Source organism: Achromobacter sp. Root565, assembly GCF_001427425.1.
GTDB lineage: Bacteria > Pseudomonadota > Gammaproteobacteria > Burkholderiales > Burkholderiaceae_B > Achromobacter > Achromobacter spanius_D.
Genome location: NZ_LMGO01000007.1, coordinates 63,424 through 82,190, shown reverse-complemented (window position 1 = coordinate 82,190; position 18,767 = coordinate 63,424). Strand labels below are relative to the sequence as shown.

Annotated in this window: 15 protein-coding genes; 8 read left to right on the top strand and 7 right to left on the bottom strand. The window is 64.5% G+C overall.

Annotation, left to right across the window (positions count from 1 at the left end):
* The first annotated feature begins 3 nt into the window (after positions 1 to 3).
* Complete coding sequence (gene carB, locus ASD71_RS24635) at positions 4 to 3,243, top strand: carbamoyl-phosphate synthase large subunit (RefSeq protein ID WP_056570757.1); 3,240 nt, start codon at positions 4 to 6, stop codon at positions 3,241 to 3,243.
* A gap of 74 nt (positions 3,244 to 3,317) precedes the next feature.
* Positions 3,318 to 4,082, top strand: a complete 765-nt coding sequence (locus tag ASD71_RS24630; RefSeq protein WP_056570755.1) for an SDR family oxidoreductase — start codon at positions 3,318 to 3,320, stop codon at positions 4,080 to 4,082.
* Positions 4,083 to 4,269: 187 nt separating this feature from the next.
* Here ASD71_RS24630 and ASD71_RS24625 read toward each other — a convergent pair whose 3' ends face one another.
* The 6 genes from ASD71_RS24625 to ASD71_RS24600 all read right to left on the bottom strand — a co-directional run bounded on the left by ASD71_RS24625 (position 4,270) and on the right by ASD71_RS24600 (position 10,612).
* The gene (locus ASD71_RS24625) at positions 4,270 to 4,914 is read right to left on the bottom strand and encodes a histidine phosphatase family protein (RefSeq protein ID WP_056570753.1); all 645 of its coding nucleotides are present in this window, start codon (positions 4,912 to 4,914) and stop codon (positions 4,270 to 4,272) included.
* 26 nt (positions 4,915 to 4,940) lie between these two features.
* On the bottom strand, positions 4,941 to 5,849 hold the full coding sequence (locus ASD71_RS24620) for a LysR family transcriptional regulator (protein WP_056570752.1): 909 nt from the start codon (positions 5,847 to 5,849) through the stop codon (positions 4,941 to 4,943).
* Positions 5,850 to 5,864: 15 nt separating this feature from the next.
* Entirely contained in the window at positions 5,865 to 6,950 is a 1,086-nt protein-coding gene (locus ASD71_RS24615) for an ABC transporter ATP-binding protein (RefSeq protein WP_056570750.1), read from the bottom strand.
* Positions 6,947 to 8,659, bottom strand: coding sequence for an iron ABC transporter permease (locus tag ASD71_RS24610; RefSeq protein ID WP_056570748.1), 1,713 nt, complete (start codon positions 8,657 to 8,659; stop codon positions 6,947 to 6,949). Before ASD71_RS24610 ends, ASD71_RS24615 begins: the two co-directional genes overlap by 4 nt.
* An 89-nt stretch (positions 8,660 to 8,748) precedes the next feature.
* A complete protein-coding gene (locus ASD71_RS24605; protein WP_056570746.1) occupies positions 8,749 to 10,074 on the bottom strand; it encodes an ABC transporter substrate-binding protein in 1,326 nt (441 codons plus the stop codon).
* Positions 10,075 to 10,189: 115 nt separating this feature from the next.
* Entirely contained in the window at positions 10,190 to 10,612 is a 423-nt protein-coding gene (locus tag ASD71_RS24600; RefSeq protein ID WP_056570744.1) for a FlxA-like family protein, read from the bottom strand.
* 149 nt (positions 10,613 to 10,761) lie between these two features.
* Between ASD71_RS24600 and ASD71_RS24595 the strand changes: the two genes are divergently transcribed.
* Positions 10,762 to 12,072, top strand: coding sequence for a solute carrier family 23 protein (locus tag ASD71_RS24595; protein WP_056570743.1), 1,311 nt, complete (start codon positions 10,762 to 10,764; stop codon positions 12,070 to 12,072).
* A gap of 409 nt (positions 12,073 to 12,481) precedes the next feature.
* Positions 12,482 to 12,958 (top strand): transcription elongation factor GreA, encoded by a 477-nt coding sequence (gene greA, locus ASD71_RS24590; RefSeq protein ID WP_056570741.1) that lies wholly within the window; start codon positions 12,482 to 12,484, stop codon positions 12,956 to 12,958.
* A 130-nt stretch (positions 12,959 to 13,088) separates the two neighbouring features.
* Here the strand turns inward: greA and ASD71_RS24585 are convergent, their stop codons facing one another.
* A complete protein-coding gene (locus tag ASD71_RS24585; protein WP_056570739.1) occupies positions 13,089 to 13,691 on the bottom strand; it encodes a YhbY family RNA-binding protein in 603 nt (200 codons plus the stop codon).
* Between the two features lie 18 nt (positions 13,692 to 13,709).
* Between ASD71_RS24585 and ASD71_RS24580 the strand changes: the two genes are divergently transcribed.
* The 4 genes from ASD71_RS24580 to glmM all read left to right on the top strand — a co-directional run bounded on the left by ASD71_RS24580 (position 13,710) and on the right by glmM (position 18,653).
* Positions 13,710 to 14,342, top strand: coding sequence for an RlmE family RNA methyltransferase (locus ASD71_RS24580; protein ID WP_056570736.1), 633 nt, complete (start codon positions 13,710 to 13,712; stop codon positions 14,340 to 14,342).
* A 220-nt stretch (positions 14,343 to 14,562) separates the two neighbouring features.
* On the top strand, positions 14,563 to 16,449 hold the full coding sequence (ftsH, locus tag ASD71_RS24575; RefSeq protein WP_056570734.1) for an ATP-dependent zinc metalloprotease FtsH: 1,887 nt from the start codon (positions 14,563 to 14,565) through the stop codon (positions 16,447 to 16,449).
* Positions 16,450 to 16,467: 18 nt separating this feature from the next.
* A complete protein-coding gene (gene folP / locus ASD71_RS24570) occupies positions 16,468 to 17,313 on the top strand; it encodes a dihydropteroate synthase (protein WP_056570732.1) in 846 nt (281 codons plus the stop codon).
* Positions 17,310 to 18,653, top strand: coding sequence for a phosphoglucosamine mutase (glmM, locus tag ASD71_RS24565; RefSeq protein ID WP_056570730.1), 1,344 nt, complete (start codon positions 17,310 to 17,312; stop codon positions 18,651 to 18,653). Before folP ends, glmM begins: the two co-directional genes overlap by 4 nt.
* The last annotated feature ends 114 nt before the right edge of the window (positions 18,654 to 18,767 follow it).

Below are 18,767 nucleotides of genomic sequence, written 5' to 3'. Positions count from 1 at the left end.
ATCATGCCCAAGCGTACAGACCTAAAAAGCATTCTCATCATCGGCGCCGGCCCCATCATCATCGGGCAGGCCTGCGAATTCGACTACTCCGGCGCGCAAGCTTGCAAGGCGCTCAAGGCCGAGGGCTACCGCACCATTCTGGTGAACAGCAACCCGGCCACGATCATGACGGACCCGGAAACGGCCGACGTCACCTACATCGAGCCCATCACCTGGCAAGCCGTCGAAAAAATCATCGAGCGTGAAAAGCCCGACGCGCTTCTGCCCACGATGGGCGGCCAGACCGCGCTGAACTGCGCCCTGGACCTGGCCCACCACGGCGTGCTCACGAAGCACAACGTCGAACTCATCGGCGCCAACGAGCACGCCATCGAAAAGGCCGAAGACCGCCAGAAGTTCAAGCAGGCCATGACCGACATCGGCCTGGAATCGGCCAAGTCCGGCGTCGCCCACAACATGGACGAAGCCTGGGAAGTGCAGCGCCGCATCGCGGCCGAAGTCGGTACGTCCGGCTTCCCTGCGGTCATCCGCCCCAGCTTCACGATGGGCGGTTCGGGCGGCGGTATCGCCTACAACGCCGAAGAATTCGAGACCATCTGCCGCCGCGGCCTGGAAGCCTCGCCCACCAGCGAGCTCCTGATCGAAGAGTCGCTGCTTGGCTGGAAGGAATTCGAGATGGAAGTGGTCCGCGACAAGGCGGACAACTGCATCATCGTCTGCTCCATCGAAAACCTGGATCCGATGGGCGTCCACACGGGCGACTCCATCACCGTCGCGCCGGCCCAGACGCTGACCGACAAGGAATACCAGATCATGCGTAACGCATCGATCGCGGTGTTGCGTGAAATCGGCGTGGATACCGGCGGCTCGAACGTGCAGTTCGCCGTCAATCCCAAGAACGGCCGCATGATCGTCATCGAGATGAACCCGCGTGTGTCGCGTTCGTCGGCGCTGGCGTCCAAGGCCACGGGCTTTCCCATCGCCAAGGTCGCCGCGCGCCTGGCCGTGGGCTACACGCTCGACGAGCTGCGCAACGAAATCACCGGCGGCGCCACGCCGGCTTCGTTCGAGCCCACCATCGACTACGTGGTCACCAAGGTGCCGCGTTTCGCGTTCGAAAAATTCCCCACCGCCGACGCGCGCCTGACCACCCAGATGAAGTCCGTGGGTGAAGTCATGGCCATCGGCCGCACCTTCCAGGAATCGTTCCAGAAGGCGCTGCGCGGCCTGGAAGTCGGCGTCGACGGCCTCAACCAGAAGACCACCGACCGCGAGAAGCTGCAGGTCGAACTCGGCGAACCCGGTCCGGAACGCATCTGGTACGTGGGCGACGCCTTCGCGCAAGGCTTCACGCTGGATGAAGTGCACAACATCACGCACATCGACCCGTGGTTCCTTTCGCAAATCAAGGAAATCGTCGACATCGAGCTGGCGCTCGAGCAAAAGACGCTGGCCGACCTGGATTACGCCACGCTGTTTGAACTGAAGCGCCGCGGTTTCTCCGACCGCCGCCTCGCGTTCCTGCTGGATTCGGTTGAATCCGAAGTGCGCAAGCTGCGTCATCAGCTCAACGTGCGTCCGGTCTACAAGCGCGTCGACACCTGCGCCGCCGAATTCGCCACCCGCACCGCCTACATGTACTCCACGTACGAGGAAGAGTGCGAATCCGCGCCCACCGATCGCAAGAAGATCGTGGTGCTGGGCGGTGGCCCGAACCGTATCGGCCAGGGCATTGAATTCGACTACTGCTGCGTGCATGCCGCGCTGGCGCTGCGCGACGACGGGTACGAGACCATCATTGTCAACTGCAACCCGGAAACCGTGTCCACCGACTACGACACCTCCGACCGTCTGTACTTCGAGCCGCTGACGCTCGAAGACGTGCTGGAAATCGTCCACAAGGAAAATCCGGTCGGCATGATCGTCCAGTACGGCGGCCAGACGCCGCTGAAGCTGGCGCGCGCCCTGGAAGCCAACGGCGTGCCCATCATCGGCACCAGCCCCGAATCCATCGACGTCGCCGAAGACCGCGAGCGCTTCCAGAAGCTGCTCAACAAGCTCGGCCTGCGTCAGCCGCCCAACCGTACCGCGCGCACCGAAGGCGAGGCCCTGGCCCACGCCACCGAAATCGGCTACCCGCTGGTCGTGCGCCCCAGCTACGTGCTGGGCGGCCGCGCCATGGAAATCGTGCACGAACAGCAAGACCTCGAGCGCTACATGCGCGAGGCCGTGAAGGTCAGCAATGACTCGCCCGTGCTGCTGGACCGCTTCCTGAATAACGCCACCGAAGTCGACGTGGACTGCCTGGCCGACGGCGAAACCGTCTTCATCGGCGGCGTCATGGAACACATCGAGCAGGCCGGCGTGCACTCGGGCGACTCGGCTTGCAGCCTGCCGCCTTACTCGCTGTCGGCGGACGTCATCGCCGAGATCAAGCGCCAGACCACGATGATGGCCAAGGCCCTGAACGTCAGCGGCCTGATGAACGTGCAGTTCGCCATCCAGGGCGGCGACGTCTACGTGCTGGAAGTGAACCCGCGCGCCTCGCGCACGGTGCCTTACGTCTCCAAGGCCACCGGCCTGCAGCTTGCCAAGATCGCCGCGCGCGCCATGGCCGGCCAGACGCTCGCCGCGCAAGGCATCACGAAGGAAGTCGTGCCGCCTTACTTCTCGGTCAAGGAAGCCGTGTTCCCGTTCGTCAAGTTCCCGGGCGTGGACACCATCCTCGGCCCGGAAATGAAGTCGACCGGCGAAGTGATGGGCGTGGGCATGAGCTTCGGCGAAGCCTTCGTGAAGTCGCAGCTTGCAGCCAGCGTGCGCCTGCCGGAATCCGGTACGGTGTTCATCAGCGTCAAGAACCAGGACAAGCCCCGCGCCGTTGAAGTGGCGCGCGGCCTGCATGCCCTGGGGTTCAAGCTGGTCGCCACGCGCGGCACGGCCGCCGAGATCGAAGCCGCTGGCATTCCGGTGCAGGTGGTCAACAAGGTCACCGAAGGCCGTCCGCACATCGTCGACATGGTCAAGAACGGCGAAATCTCGCTGGTCATCAACACCGTCGAAGAACGCCGCAACGCCATCGTCGATTCGCGGACCATCCGCACCCAGGCACTGGCCGCTCGCGTGACCTTCTTCACGACCATCGCCGGCGCCCGCGCCGCGGTCGAAGGCATGCAGTATCTGCGCCAAGGCCTCGGCCTGCAGGTGTACCCGCTGCAAGAGCTTCACGCTTCCCTGCAGAAGTAAGCCGGCAGTACACAATTAGGGCACGCGAAAGCGTGCCCTAATTTTTTGCAACGCGATAACTGGCAGGTCAGCACATGGACAAAGTCTTCATCACCGGCGCCAGCAGCGGCCTTGGCCGCGCCCTGGCAGCGCAGTACGCTGCCAAGGGCGCCACGCTGGGCTTGCTGGGCCGCCGCGAGGACGCCCTGCGCGAACTGGCGGACAGCCTGCCCGGCAATCACCGATGCTACGCCGTGGACGTGCGCGACCGTCCCGCGCTGCACGCTGCGGCGCAGGACTTCATCGCGTTCTGCCAGGGCAGGGTGGACGTGGTCATCGCCAGCGCCGGCATCAGCGCCGGCACGCTGACCGACCACGGCGAGGATTTCGACGTCTTCAAGGCCATTGTCGACACCAACCTGCTGGCCACCGTGTCCACGTTCGAACCCTTCATCGCGCCGATGCGCGCGGCGGGGGCAGGGCGCCTGGTCGGCATCGCCAGCGTGGCGGGCATACGCGGCCTGCCCGGCGCGGGCGCATACAGCGCGTCAAAATCGGCGGTGGTGACCTATTGCGAAAGCTTGCGGCTGGAACTGGCCGCGCAGGGCATCAGCGTCGTGACCATCGCGCCCGGCTACATCAAGACGGCCATGACGGCACACAATCCGTATTCGATGCCGTTCCTGATGGAAGCGGACGCCTTCGCATCGCGCGCGCACGCGGCGATCGGCAAGGGGACCAGCTATACGGTGATTCCGTGGCAAATGGGCGTTGTGGCCAAGCTGATGCGCCTGCTCCCCAATGCCGTCTACGACAAACTCGCCCGCAACGCCCCCCGCAAACCGCGCAAGACGGCATGAGGCTAGCTGCGTTGTTCTCAGGTGTCTGACACCCTACGGAAACGATCTACGTTGTTCTCAGGTGTCTGACACCCTACGGAAACGATCTTCAACCGACGCATCTGCTCCATGGGTGTCAGACACCTGAGAACATCTGGTGCGCGCGTCTCAATCGGGTGGCTGACACCTACAGACACGGGTAGCTGGATCAAGGCACCACGTCGTCGCCCACCTCGGCGGCAATGTGCGTTACATCGCCCCAGTCCAGCACCTCCCACTTGCGGCCGTCCACGCCGACCCGGTTGATGCTGACATTGAGCAGCGCCGCGTCGCGCGGCGCGTTCAGCGGGACGCCCGACGCATGGCGCCAGATGATGTCCAGCACGCCGCCGTGGGTGAACATCAGAATGCGTTCGCCCTCGTGGCGGCTGGCAATATCGTCCACCGTGCTGATGACGCGCGACTGGAACTGGCCGAGCGATTCGCCGCCGTCCAGGGGGCGCAGCGGATCGCGGCTCTTCCACGCCGCCGCGGCTTCCGGCGCCAGCACGTCGATGCGTTCATGGTCCAGGCCTTCCAGCACGCCGAAACCCCGCTCGCGGATGCCCGGCTCCACGCGCACGCGCAGGCCAAGCTGCTCGGACACGGGCAGGGCGGTCGCGTGCGCGCGTTGCAGGTCGCTGCTGTAGATCGCGTGGATCGGCGTGTGTTTGGCTTCTTCGTGCAGGCGTGCGGCCAGCAGGCTTGCCTGGTTGATGCCGAATTCGTTCAGGGGAATGTCTTGCCAGCCTTGCAGGCGCCGCTGGCGATTCCAGTCGGTCTCGCCGTGGCGTATGAACCAGATTTCAGTCATTGCAGTCTTGTTGCGGGGATTGAGCCTTATGCCTGGACCGGCGCGATGGGCGTACGCGGCTTCCAGATGGCTTGAATAATCGAGCTTAACGCGACCAGCGCGGGCTCGCTAGCGCGTTCGTAAGGCAGCATGAAGCCCAGCACCGCGTCCACGCGCGCCTGGCCCCACACGATGAAGTCGCTGGAGGCGGCGCCCGCAAGTGCGGTTTCCTCGCGTAACAGCGCGCAGCCCGCGCCGGCCCGCACTAGCGCATCCATGTTGGCCTGGTCGTCGTTCTGCATGACGATGCGCGGCGACAGTCCGTGGCGCTCGAACATATCGCGCAGCAACAGATGCGTGTGGCTGCCGGACGGACCGTCCAGCCACGGCAGTTGCGCCACCTCGCGCCAGCCCCCGCGCTTGAGCACTGCGGCATGCTCGGCGGGCATCGCAATCCGATAGCGCACACTGCGCAGCGGCTGCCACAGCACGCCGCGCGGCGCGTTGGCCGCGATGGTCAGCGCGGCGGGCAGACGGCCGGTGCTGACCTGTTCGGCCAGCGCCGCGGCGGGCTGGGTCTGGGTCTTCAGCTCAACCAGCGGCAGGCGCTGCGTGACTGCGGAGGCTAGCTCGCCCAGGCGCAGGAAATCGGGCTTTTCGCTGGGCACGCCCAGTTCGACGACGCCATGCAGGTTGCCCTGCAATTGCTGCGCCTCGGACTTGAATTGCGCACCCAGCACTAGCAGCGATTCCGCCGTGGGCAGCAGCACCTCGCCCGCCTTGGCCAGGGCCAGACGGCCGCCGTTGCGGTCGAACAGCGCCACGCCCAGGCTCTGCTCCAGCGACTTGATCTGCGCGGTCACGGCGGGCTGCGTCAGCGACAGCGCCTCGGCCGCCTTCGTCAGGTTGCCCAGCCGGGCGACCGTGACGAAGGCACGGATCTGGTAGATTTCCATGGCCGCGAGTGTAGGTCAGGCCGCCAGCAGCCGCACCTGTGTCGGCTCCAATCCCACCGACACCGGCGCGCCCGCGGGAAACGGCGACAGGCCGGCCAGATGCGCCTGGTCGGCGGTCAGCCGCTGTTCACCCACCTGCACCTGATAGCGCGTGAACTCGCCCAGAAACTCGCTGCTTTCCACGATGCCCGGCAGCCAGACATAGCGCGCATCGCCCAGGCCGTCCGCCATCTCGATCTGCACCGTGTGGGGCCGAAAGCTCGCCGCCAGCCGCGTGGCTGCGGGCGCGTCGCCCGTCAGCGGCAGATGCAGGTCGCCCACGCCATCCACCGCCAGCGTCACGCTGCTGCTGGTGCGCTCGCGCACGTTGCCTTCCAGCACATTCATCGTGCCCACGAAATTCGCCACGAAGCGGTTCACGGGGTAGTCGAACAGCGTGCTCGGCGCACCGATCTGCTGGACCACGCCGTGGTCCAGCACCGCCATCCGGTCGGCGGTGGTCATCGCTTCTTCCTGGTCGTGCGTGACGAAGATCGTTGTTATGCCCAGGCGGCGCTGCAGGCTCAGGAGATCTTGGCGCATCTGCACCCGCAGCTTCTTGTCCAGGTTGGACAGCGGCTCGTCCAGCAGGAGCACCTGAGGTTCGATCACGATGGTGCGCGCCAGCGCCACGCGTTGCTGCTGCCCGCCCGAAAGCTGGTTGGGACGCCGCTTGGCATATTGCGACAGCCCCACCAGATCGAGCGCAGCTTCCACCTTGGTGCGGATCTCGGCGCGCGGCAGCTTGCGCTCGACCAGGCCGAATGCCACGTTGTCCCACACCGTCATGTGCGGCCACAGCGCATAGTTCTGGAACACCATGCCGATGTTCCGATGCCAGGGCGGGGTGCCGCTGATGTCCTTGCCGTCCACCAGCAACTGCCCCGCGCTGTGCCGGTTGAATCCTGCGATCAGCCGCAGCAGGGTGGACTTGCCCGACCCCGACGGCCCGAGCAGCGCAAAGAACTCGCCCGGCTCGATGCTGATGCTGACGTCCTTGAGCACTTCAGTCTTGCCGTAGGACAGCTGGATGTTGCGGCATTCGACGCTGACTTTCTTCATGCGGATTCCCCTTCATTGCGCGCCGGTTGCTGGCGCTTCGATGCGCGGTCCACCAGCAGGTGCGATACGTATGTGCCGATGCCTACGGCAACCACCGCCAGGACGCCAAGCGCGGCGCCTGGCCCGCGGCCCGCGGCGCTCTGCATGTACAGATAGATGCCATAGCTCATGGGCGCCTGGCTGTCCTTGGTCACCAGCATGATGGTGGCCGACAGTTCCACGGCGGCGGTCACAAAGCTGGTCACGAACCCGGCCAGCATGCCGCCCGCCATCAACGGCACCACCACGCGCCGGATCGTGCTCATGCGCGTGGCGCCCAGCGACTGGGCCGCCTCTTCGAGCGACACATGGATCTGCTGTAACGCCGCCACGCACGAGCGCAGCGCGTACGGCAACCGGCGCACGGAATACGCGAGCATGATGATGATCCACGATGACGTCAGCATCGTCCCCGTGCCCGGCAGCTCGATGCCCCGGAAGGTGCGCAAAAAGCCGATGGCCAGCACGATGCCTGGAATCGCCAGCGCCGCGGACGCCAGAAAATCCAGCCACTGCCGCGCCGGCAGCCGGGTGCGCAGCATCAGATACGCGATCGCGGTGCCCAGGATCACGTCGATGCCTGCGGCAAGGCCGCAATACAGCAGCGTGTTGGCGATCATGCCCTGCGACTCCGAGAACACGGCCGAATAGTGCGCCAGCGTGTACCCGTCCGGCAGGGGCGCATAGCTCCAGACGCTGGCCAGCGATAACAGCAGCACGCCGATATGCGGCGACAGCACCAGCAGCAGCACCAGGATGATCCATCCATAGGCCAGCACGCTTTCCATCGGACCCAGCTTGCGTTTCTGGATCGAATTGCCGCCCTTCTGCAACGTGGAATAGTCGCGCCCCTTGAGCACGCGCGCCGACAGCCACAGCGCCAGGATCGAAAAGCCCACCATGATCACGCTGATCACATAACCCAGCGGATCCTCCAGCCCCACCTGCGTGATGCGCAGGTACGCCTGCGGCGCCAGCATGTTGGTCGTGCCCAGCACCAGCGGCGTGCCCAAGTCGTCGAAAACCTTCACAAACACCAGCGACGCGCCCGCAACATAGCCGGGCAGGGCCAACGGAAAGATCACGCGCCGAAACAGCCGGAACCCGCGCGACCCCAGGTTGAACGCCGCCTCTTCCATGGCCCCGTCGATGTTGCGCAGCGCCACGACGAGGTTCATCAAAATGAACGGGAAATAGTGGATGGCTTCAACGAAGATGACGCCGTTGAGCCCTTCCATGAACGGAATCGTGAAGCCGAACCAGTCATTGAGCAGCAGGTTCACGCTGCCCGAGCGGCCAAAGATCAGCTGCATGGCCACTGCGCCCACGAAGGGCGGCATGATGAGCGGCAGCACGCCAAGCGTCTGGATCAGCAGCGCGCCGCGAAAATCGAAGCGCACCGTGAAGTACGCCAGCGGCACCGCGATCAGCGACGCCAGCAGCGCCGACCAGCCCGCTACGTACAGGCTGTTGAAGAACGCTTCCCGCATCAACGGCTGGTTGAAGAACGCGCCGAAATGACCGGTGGTGAAGCTGCCGTCGGCGTTGACGAACGCGCTGTGAAAGACCGTGCCCACCGGCACGGCCAGGAAAAGCAGCAGAAAGCCGAACACCAGCAGCGCCGCCAGGACTGGGCCGGCGGGCAGGCGCGAATGGCTCGAATGATTCATCGAGATTCCCGAATATCGTTGCCAGAAGACAGGCGCGGCCCCCGGCGGGCGGGTCAGGCCCGCCTGCCGAGTTCAGCGCATCCAGACGATCAGAGCGCGGCGGCTTGCCGTGCCAGCTTTACGGCTTCTTCGTAGTTGGCGCGCGCGCGGCCATTCCACTCGCCTTCAAGCTTCGTGATCTGCTGGTTGACGGCCGCGTCCTTCTTGTTGCCGGCAAAGATCGCCAGAAACGCGGGGTCGGCCGCCTGCTTGCTGTCGATCAGCGGCGCCCACGCCAGCTTGCGTGCCTGGTCCAGCAATTCCGCCGCCTTGCCGCTCTTGGCCTTGTCGCCCAGCTTGGCCTCGGCGTCGTAGATCGCCTTGGTGGCCGCCTGCAATTCCTTCAACCGGAACGTGACGGTCTGGTCGTACAGCGACTGCACGACGTAGTAGCGCGACTGCGACAGGTCCGCGTCGAAATGGACCTTGCTGCGCTTGGCGATTTCCGCCGGGTCGGGATAGCCCGGCGGAATCTTGCCGGCCAGCGCAGAGTAGGGCAGCACCGGCAGCCGCGAGATCTTCGGCTCCAGCAGCAGCTCCTGGCCCGCCTGGCTCAGCGTGAAGGCGATGAACTTCTTGCCTTCCTCGGTGTTCTTGGCGCCCTCGATCAGCGCGATGTTCGCCGGAACGATGGCAGTCTCCGACGGATAGACGAACTCGACGGGGAACTTGGAATACTTGCTCGACAGCCCGAAGAAGTCGATGACCGGTCCGGCGCCGAACTGGCCGTTGTTCACGCCGTCCGGCACGCCGAACGAACGCTCGGTGACGGCGCTGCTGTTGCCCGACATGCGCAGCAGTGTGTTCCAGCCGTCATCCCAGCCTTCGCCTTGCAGGATGGTTTCCACGGTCAAGTGCATCGTGCCCGAGCGCGACGGCGACGTGATGCCCACGTGGCCGAACCACTTGGGCGACAGCAGGTCCTTCCATTCGACGGGCGCGGGGATCTTGTGCGCCGCGATGTACCGCGTGTTGTAGATGATGCCGTAGCCCGCCAGCGCCTGGCCGAGGTACGTGCCGCCCGGGTCGTTGATGGGGTAGCTGCCGATCTTGTCCGGCACGTCCTTGTTCGCGATGTCGGCCGACTTGGCCAGCAGCTTGTCGCGTCCCAGCACTTCGAACGCATCCGGCGCGCTCGCCCAGAACACCTCGGGGCGCTGACCCGCCGGCGTCTCGCGCACGAAGGCGATGCCCGACACCGTGTTCTTGTTCAGGATTTCCAGCGTGATGCCTGGATTGGCTTTCTCGAAGGCGGTCTTGTAGGCCTGGGTCAGGTCCTTGGGGAACGACGTGATCACCGTGACGGTGCCGGCCAGGGCCGGCGCCGCGCAAACGGCCAACAGCGCTCCCGCCAGGGCTGTGCGCATAGCGTGCATGGTTTGTCTCCGTGGTTTTAGATTTGTCTGGAGACAGTACCGGCACGCCCGCCAAGCGTCCAATCAGAAATTTTGATGCGCGCCATCAGTGACGGCGCCACGTCGCTTGCCCAAATCAGGCTTGGGCCGACACGCCAGCCTGTTTGGCGGCCTGCGCCTGTTTCGCCAGGAGCTGCGAGATCTGGCCTTGGATCTGCACGGCCTGGGCATTGAGCGCCATGATCTGCTGCGCCTTCATTTCGGCCGACATGCCGCTCGCCTTCACTTTGGCGATCTGATCCATGATGCGCTTGAGCTGCTTTTGCAACTCCTTGATCTGACGGGTGTATTCGTCGTCGTTGTCGGTTTCTTCGGCGGCCTGCGCGTTACCGACCTTGGCGGCGCCCGGATTGTTCACGCGGATTTTTCCTTCCGCGCTCACCGACACGGCCTCCTGCCCCGAGGCGTTCTTCGCTTCCTTGTTGGCCTGAATCTTTTCGGCCCACATGTCGGCAAGGCTGCCGATGCGGGAGGTGCCGCTGATGCTGTTGATCGCCATGACTGTACCTTTGCCTGGGATTTCGGGGTTTCCACTAGTACGGCAATCCGGCGGCAAAACTTAAACGTTGCCCCCGTTCGATGGCCCCCTTTACACTGGCGCCCGCTCGCAGTCTGAAACCCTAATCCGTACCATCCCCCGGGGAATCCATGTCCAATTCCTACTTTCCGCGCTGGCGCCTGGCCGACGACGCCGAGCCCGGCGTCATCATCGCGCCCGATGAACGGCTGTCCTGGCCCAAGAACGTGGCCATGGGCGCTCAGCACGTCGTCGCGATGTTCGGCTCGACCGTCCTCGCGCCGCTGCTCATGGGATTCGATCCCAACGTCGCCATCCTGATGTCGGGAATCGGCACGCTGATCTTCTTCCTGTTTGTGGGTGGACGCGTGCCCAGCTACCTGGGTTCCAGCTTTGCATTCATCGGCGGCGTGATCGCGGTGACCGGCTATGCCGGCGGAGGCGCCAATGCCAATATCGGTGTGGCGCTGGGCGCCATCATCGCCTGCGGCTTGGCGTACACGCTGATCGGCGTGATCGTCTGGATCGTCAATGCGCGGGCGGGCGGCGGCGCCAACTGGATCGACACGCTGATGCCGCCCGTGGTGACGGGCGCGGTCGTCGCGGTCATCGGCTTGAATCTCGCGCCCATCGCCGCCAAGGGCGCCATGGGGGCGTCGGGCTTTGACAGCGCCATGGCCATCGTCACGATCGTGTGCGTCGGCGGCATCGCCGTTTACACACGCGGCATGGTGCAGCGCCTGCTGATCCTCGTCGGACTGATCCTCGCCTGCGTCGTTTACGCCGTGCTGGCCAACGGCCTGGGCCTGGGCAAACCCATCGACTTCAGCGCCGTGTCGGCCGCCGCCTGGTTCGGCCTGCCGCACTTCGCGGCGCCGGTCTTCAAGGCCGAGGCCATGGGTCTCATCGTGCCAGTCGCCATCATCCTGGTGGCCGAAAACTTGGGGCACGTGAAGGCCGTCAGCGCCATGACGGGCCGCGACCTGGACCGCTACCTGGGCCGAGCCTTCGTCGGCGACGGCGTGGCCACCATGGTGTCGGGCGCCGCCGGCGGCACGGGCGTCACCACCTACGCCGAAAACATCGGCGTGATGGCGGTCACCCGCATCTATTCCACGCTGGTGTTCGTGATCGCCGCCCTGATCGCCATCGTCCTGGGCTTTTCGCCCAAGTTCGGCGCGCTCATCCAGACGATCCCGGGACCGGTTCTGGGCGGCATGTCGGTGGTGGTGTTCGGCCTGATCGCCATTGCTGGCGCCCGCATCTGGGTGGTCAACCAGGTCGATTTCACCGACAACCGCAACCTCATCGTGGCCGCGGTCACGCTGGTGCTCGGCGCGGGCGACTTCACCATCAAGCTGGGCGACTTCACGCTGGGCGGCATCGGTACCGCCACGTTCGGCGCGATCATCCTGTACGCGCTGTTGCGCCGCACGAAGTAAACAACACGGGGTGTGGGCGGCGCAAAGACTATCGGCCAGTAGATTCCGGGCGCTAGCGCCTCCCGGAAAACCCGCAGTCCGCGCGGGCGTTGTTTGCGCCGAACTGGGCCGCCACGGCTTTTCGGCGCGAAATCGCCGGTTTTAGCGGGTTACAGCGGCGAAATGCGTCGAAAAGGGCGTTTTCTCCGGCGGCTTGCAATTCCCGTCGAGATTGACCACAATATGACTTTGATTGCCCCGGTTCCGACCCGAGCCGGGGTTTTGTTTTGGTCGCCCGCGCCGCTCGCCAGATTTTTCCAAGCATTAAATGGCAAGCCAATGGCAAGCCCATGGCAAGCGCGCTGGTCCTGCGGCCTTCACCGAGAACGCTCCTTCGGGGCGTTTTTCTACTTTTTGTTTGGGAAACGACATGTCTGCCATTCCTTTGACCGTGCGCGGGGCCGAGCGCTTGCAAGAAGAGCTCCAACGGCTGAAAACCGTCGAACGTCCTGCCGTGATCAACGCGATCGCCGAGGCTCGCGCGCAGGGTGATCTGTCGGAAAACGCCGAGTACGATGCCGCTCGCGAGCGCCAAGGTTTCATCGAGGGCCGGATTGCCGAGCTTGAGGGCACGCTTTCCAATGCCCACCTCATCGACCCGTCCTCGCTCGAGGCCGAAGGCCGCGCTGTGTTTGGCGCTACCGTCGACATCGAAGACCTGGATTCGGGCGATCGCGTCACCTACCAGATCGTCGGCGACGTCGAAGCTGATATCAAGTCCAACCTGATTTCCGTGTCCAGCCCCGTGGCTCGCGCGTTGATCGGCAAGAGCGAAGGCGATGTGGTCGAGGTCGTTGCCCCGGCTGGCGTTCGCGAGTACGAAGTCCTGGGCGTGCGTTACATCTGACGCAAGCGCCACAAGCAGTAAAAATGTCAAACCACCCTGGCCCGGACGCAACGTTCGTCTGAATTCCGCGGTACATTGCGGATCGCTATGGTGGACCGGGCGCGTAAAGCGCCCGTTTTTGTGCCTGGACTTACCTTTTTGCGGTCTTGCGGCTCGTGCCGCTGCGGGCTCCGGCGCGCAGGCTCAGCGCGCTGCCGGCGCGGCGCGGAATGCCGTGGCCGCCAGCCGTGGAGCGCTTGTTGGAAGGCCGCATGGGCTTGCCGTTCTTGTTGAGTTCGTCCTGAGGGACGTAACGCTTCTTGGCGGGTGCGGGCTCTTCGGATTCGCTGCGGCGCGGGCGTTTGGCAAGGGTCCTGCCTTCGGCGGCCAGCTTCTTGGGCGTGTAAGGCTCCGAGGCGCGGCGTTTGGCAGGCGCTTCGGGTTCCTGGGCGGCCAGCGCGGCGGGCTTGATGTTGCCGGGCAGCGGGCGGAACAGGATCAGGGTCTTGCCCAAGTGATGCACAGGCGCGCAGGATAGCGTCTCGCAGATCGTGGCGAGCATGGCGTCCCGGGCTTCACGGTCGTCGCCGCCCGCGCGAACCTTGATGAGGCCATGCGAAGTCAGCGCGAGATCGATTTCCTTCAGCACGGCGTCGGTCAACCCGTTGTCGCCAATCAGGACGACGGGGCGCAGAGGGTGAGCGGCGGACCGCAGGTCGCTGCGCTCACGAGAGGTAAGTTCTAATATAGGCATGCGTGGAATTGTACGGTAATGGCCAAGAATAAATTCTCTAAAGACTGGATTCACCAGCACATCAACGATCCCTATGTGAAGCTGGCGCAACAGAAGGGCTATCGCGCCCGCGCCGCTTTCAAGCTGATCGAGATTCTCGACACCGAAAAGCTGATGCGTCGGGGCGACCTGGTCATCGACCTGGGCTCCGCCCCGGGCAGTTGGTCACAGGTGGCGCGCGAGCGGCTCGCCGGGCCGGGCGGCATCGTGGACGGCCGCATCATCGCGCTGGACCTCCTGCCCATGGAGCCCGTCGCGGGCGTGGAATTCATCCAGGGCGACTTCCGCGAAGACGAAGTTTTGAAACAATTGGAAGACATGGTCGGATCCCGGGCGGTGGACCTTGTTATTTCCGACATGGCCCCCAACTTGTCCGGGGTGGGTATTGCCGATTCCGCGCGCATCCAGCATGTTTGCGAACTGGCGATGGAATTTTCCTGCGCCCACCTCAAGCCCAACGGGGCGCTGATCGTCAAGGCTTTCCACGGCACGGGCTTCTCGCAGATCGTGGAATCCTTCAAGAAGCGCTTCCGGCGGGTGGTCGAACGCAAACCGAAGGCCTCTCGGGACAAGTCCTCTGAAACCTTTCTGGTGGCGCGCGATCTGAAGTAACCCTTCTGTAATCATCCGGGGCAGATTGCCCTGGCCAAGAAAACCCCGGCCCGCCGAGACGACGACCAGAAAACTCAAGAATCAAATGTAATTAAATGGGCCCCACGGCTGCCAGGACGCAACTCCGTCCTACAGGTTAGAATGGGCTATTGACATACTTGTGACTGTGCCATACGCGGGTGCGCAGTCGCCGGTCGGAATCGAAAGCAGGAGATCGACCTTGAACAATTCATTTTCCAAAGTCGCTGTCTGGATGGTGATAGCCCTGGTGCTGTTCACCGTCTTCAAACAGTTCGACGGACGTGCCCAGACCCAGGACGGCGTGACCTACACGCAGTTCATGGACGACGCCAAGGCGGGACGCATCCGCAAGGTCGACGTTCAAGGCGACGTGCTGTACGTCACCCCGGACGCGGGCCGCGCCTATACGCTGACTTCGCCCGGCGATCTCTGGATGGTCTCCGATCTGCTGAAGTACGGCGTGCAAGTTTCGGGCAAGCCGCGCGAAGAGCAGTCGCTCCTGATGAGCATCTTCGTCTCGTGGTTCCCCATGCTGCTCCTGATCGGCGTATGGGTATTCTTCATGCGTCAGATGCAGGGCGGCGGCAAAGGCGGCGCATTCAGCTTCGGCAAATCGCGCGCCCGGATGCTCGACGAGAACACCAACCAGATCACCTTCGCCGATGTCGCTGGTTGCGACGAAGCCAAGGAAGACGTTCAGGAACTGGTCGACTTTCTGCGCGACCCCAGCAAGTTCCAGAAGCTGGGCGGCCGTATCCCGCGCGGCGTGCTGATGGTGGGTTCGCCCGGTACCGGCAAGACGCTGCTGGCCAAGGCCATCGCCGGCGAAGCCAAGGTGCCGTTCTTCAGCATCTCCGGCTCGGACTTCGTTGAAATGTTCGTCGGCGTGGGCGCGGCCCGTGTCCGCGACATGTTCGAAAACGCCAAGAAGCACGCTCCCTGCATCATCTTCATCGACGAAATCGATGCGGTGGGCCGCCAGCGTGGCGCCGGCCTGGGTGGCGGCAACGACGAACGCGAACAGACCCTGAACCAGATGCTGGTTGAAATGGACGGCTTCGAATCCGGCCAGGGCGTCATCGTGATCGCCGCGACCAACCGTCCCGACGTGCTCGATCCGGCGCTGCTGCGTCCGGGCCGTTTCGACCGCCAGGTTGTGGTGCCGCTGCCCGATATCCGTGGCCGCGAGCAGATCCTGAAGGTCCATATGCGCAAGGTTCCGCTGTCGCCCAACGTCGACGCGACCATCCTGGCGCGCGGCTGCCCGGGGTTCTCCGGCGCCGACCTGGCCAACCTGGTCAACGAAGCTGCGCTGTTCGCCGCCCGCCGCAATGGCCGCACGGTGGATATGTCCGACTTTGAAAAGGCCAAGGACAAGATCATCATGGGCGCCGAGCGCCGCTCCATCGTGATGCCCGAAGAGGAACGCAAGAACACCGCGTACCACGAATCCGGCCACGCGATCGTCGCGCGCATGCTGCCCAAGACGGACCCGGTCCACAAGGTCACCATCATCCCGCGCGGCCGTGCGCTTGGCGTGACGATGCAGCTTCCGGAAACCGACCGCTACAGCATGGACAAGGGCCGTCTGCTGTCCACGATCGCCGTGTTGTTTGGCGGCCGTATCGCGGAAGAGATCTTCATGGACCAGATGACGACTGGCGCTTCGAACGACTTCGAACGCGCCACCGCCATCGCCCGCGACATCGTCACGCGCTACGGCATGACCGACGAACTGGGTCCCATGGTCTACGCCGAGAACGAAGGCGAAGTCTTCCTGGGCCGCAGCGTCACGAAGACCACGCACATGTCCGAAGCCACCATGCAGAAGGTGGACACCGAGATCCGCCGCATCATCGACGAGCAGTACGGCGTCGCGCGCAAGATCCTGGAAGACAACCGTGACAAGGTCGAAGTCATGACCTCGGCGCTGCTCGAATGGGAAACCATCGACTCCGACCAGATTAACGACATCATTGAGGGCCGCCCCCCACGTCCCCCGAAGACGCCGCAAGGCCCGTCGGACACGTCCGATACGCCGCCGACCGGCCTGGCTGCAGGCGGTAGCACGGCAGCTGCGGTCTGAGGTTCTTCGTTCTGGTTTATGGCAAATAACTTCCTTTGCGGGCGCTTCGAGTTTGATCTCGAGCGCCCGCTTGTCATGGGCATCGTCAATGTCACGCCGGACTCTTTTTCCGACGGCGGCGAGCACGACGATACTGATTCCGCCGTGGCGCACGCGCGCCGGCTGATCGAGGAAGGCGCCCAGATCCTGGACTTGGGCGGCGAATCGACCCGTCCGGGCGCCGATCCCGTTTCCGTCGCTGACGAGCTCGACCGGCTACTGCCGGTGGTGGAGGCGCTCCGCGACTGCGGCGTGCCGCTATCCATCGACACGTTCAAGCCTGAGGTCATGCGGGCCACGCTGGACGCTGGCGCGGACATGATCAACGACATCTACGGCTTCAGGCAGCCGGGCGCGATTGAGGCGGTATCGCAATCGCGCTGCGGCCTGTGCGTCATGCACATGAAAGGCGAGCCTCGCACCATGCAGGCGGCGCCGCCCGAGTACACCGACCTGATCGGTGAAATCGGCCTGTTCCTGGGGGCTCGTGCGCAAAAGCTGCGCGCGGCCTGGATCGATCCTCGGCGCATCGTGCTGGACCCCGGTTTCGGGTTTGGCAAGACGGCCGACCAGAATTTTCAACTGCTGCGCCGGCTGTCCAGCCTGCGCAGTACCGGTTATCCATTGCTGATCGGCCTGTCGCGCAAAAACATGATCGGCCAGGCCACCGGCCGGCCGGTCGGCGACCGGCTGCCCGGCAGCATTGCCGCTGCGCTTGCCTGCGTCGCGCGTGGCGCCTCCATCGTGCGCGTGCACGATGTTGCGGCCACGGTGGATGCGCTTAAGGTATGGCAGGCGGCTGAACAAGGAGCAATCAGTTCATGATTCGACGCAAATATTTCGGTACCGATGGCGTACGCGGTGAAGTGGGCGGTCCGGTGATCAACGCCGAATTCGCGCTGCGCCTGGGTTACGCGGCTGGCCGCGTGCTGGCACGCGAGCACGCGGTGCGCGGCGCAACGCGCCCGCAGGTCGTCATCGGCAAGGACACCCGGATTTCCGGCTACATGCTGGAATCCGCGCTGGAAGCGGGCCTGTCGGCCGCCGGCATCGACGTGCTGCTGGCCGGCCCGATCCCCACGCCCGCGGTGGCCTACCTGACCCGCGCGCTGCGCCTGGTCGCCGGCATCGTCATCAGTGCGTCGCACAATCCCTATCAGGACAACGGCATCAAGTTCTTCTCGGCGCAGGGCATGAAGCTGCCCGACGAAATCGAGGCCGATATCGAGGCCGCGCTGGACGAGCCCCTGGGCTGCGTCAGCTCGGAAGGACTGGGGCGCGCGCGCCGCATGGGCGACGCCCAGGGCCGCTACATCGAGTTCTGCAAGAGCACGTTCCCCAACGATCTGGACCTGAACGGCATGACGATCGTGGTCGACGCCGCGCACGGCGCCGCCTACAACATCGCCCCGCACGTCTTCCGTGAACTGGGCGCCGAGGTCCACGCGATCGGCGTGAACCCCGACGGCTTCAACATCAACAAGGGCGTGGGCGCGCTGCACCCCGAGCTGCTGGCCAAGGAAGTCAAGACGCGCGGCGCCCAGCTTGGCATTGCGCTGGACGGCGACGCCGACCGACTGCAGATGGTGGACGGCGAGGGCCGCATCTACAACGGCGACGAACTCATGTACGCCATCGTGCGCGAGCGCATGCAACGCGGCAAGGTCGAGGGCGTGGTGGGCACGCTGATGACCAACTTTGGCTTCGAGCGCGAAATGAAGCGCCTGGGCGTGGGCTTTGACCGCGCCAACGTCGGCGACCGCTACGTGCTGGAACAGATGCAGTCGCGCGGCTGGCTGTACGGCGGTGAAAGCTCGGGCCATCTGCTGTGCCTGGACTGCCATTCCACCGGCGACGGCATCGTGGCCGCGCTCCAGGTCCTGACGGCCCTGCGTCGCAATTCCGCCACGCTCGGCGACTGGGTCAGCGACCTGCGCATGTATCCGCAGAAGATGATCAACGTGCCGTTGACGCCGGGCCTGGACTGGAAAACCCACGCCGGCCTGAGCGCGGCGCGCCAGGCAGTCGAAGCGGAACTGGACGGACGGGGCCGGATCCTGATCCGCGCGTCGGGTACCGAGCCCAAGCTGCGCCTGATGGTTGAGGCCGAAGATGAGGCGCTGGCGACCAATTCTGCAGAGAAGCTTGCGGCAAGCCTGGGGTAAACCCTGAGTTTCGATTTAATATGTGGCCACGCGTCGAAATTCGTCGCGTGGCCTTTGTTTGTTTGCGTTTTCTGTGCCGGCCTAAACTTCATAGTCACGTAACATATTGGTCAA

What these genes read in the sequence shown, in the direction of transcription:
- carB (WP_056570757.1), top strand. Translation starts at nt 4, where the DNA reads ATGCCCAAGCGTACAGACCTAAAAAGCATTCTCATCATCGGCGCCGGC.
- ASD71_RS24630 (WP_056570755.1), top strand. Translation starts at nt 3,318, where the DNA reads ATGGACAAAGTCTTCATCACCGGCGCCAGCAGCGGCCTTGGCCGCGCC.
- ASD71_RS24625 (WP_056570753.1), bottom strand. Translation starts at nt 4,914, where the DNA reads ATGACTGAAATCTGGTTCATACGCCACGGCGAGACCGACTGGAATCGC.
- ASD71_RS24620 (WP_056570752.1), bottom strand. Translation starts at nt 5,849, where the DNA reads ATGGAAATCTACCAGATCCGTGCCTTCGTCACGGTCGCCCGGCTGGGC.
- ASD71_RS24615 (WP_056570750.1), bottom strand. Translation starts at nt 6,950, where the DNA reads ATGAAGAAAGTCAGCGTCGAATGCCGCAACATCCAGCTGTCCTACGGC.
- ASD71_RS24610 (WP_056570748.1), bottom strand. Translation starts at nt 8,659, where the DNA reads ATGAATCATTCGAGCCATTCGCGCCTGCCCGCCGGCCCAGTCCTGGCG.
- ASD71_RS24605 (WP_056570746.1), bottom strand. Translation starts at nt 10,074, where the DNA reads ATGCACGCTATGCGCACAGCCCTGGCGGGAGCGCTGTTGGCCGTTTGC.
- ASD71_RS24600 (WP_056570744.1), bottom strand. Translation starts at nt 10,612, where the DNA reads ATGGCGATCAACAGCATCAGCGGCACCTCCCGCATCGGCAGCCTTGCC.
- ASD71_RS24595 (WP_056570743.1), top strand. Translation starts at nt 10,762, where the DNA reads ATGTCCAATTCCTACTTTCCGCGCTGGCGCCTGGCCGACGACGCCGAG.
- greA (WP_056570741.1), top strand. Translation starts at nt 12,482, where the DNA reads ATGTCTGCCATTCCTTTGACCGTGCGCGGGGCCGAGCGCTTGCAAGAA.
- ASD71_RS24585 (WP_056570739.1), bottom strand. Translation starts at nt 13,691, where the DNA reads ATGCCTATATTAGAACTTACCTCTCGTGAGCGCAGCGACCTGCGGTCC.
- ASD71_RS24580 (WP_056570736.1), top strand. Translation starts at nt 13,710, where the DNA reads ATGGCCAAGAATAAATTCTCTAAAGACTGGATTCACCAGCACATCAAC.
- folP (WP_056570732.1), top strand. Translation starts at nt 16,468, where the DNA reads ATGGCAAATAACTTCCTTTGCGGGCGCTTCGAGTTTGATCTCGAGCGC.
- glmM (WP_056570730.1), top strand. Translation starts at nt 17,310, where the DNA reads ATGATTCGACGCAAATATTTCGGTACCGATGGCGTACGCGGTGAAGTG.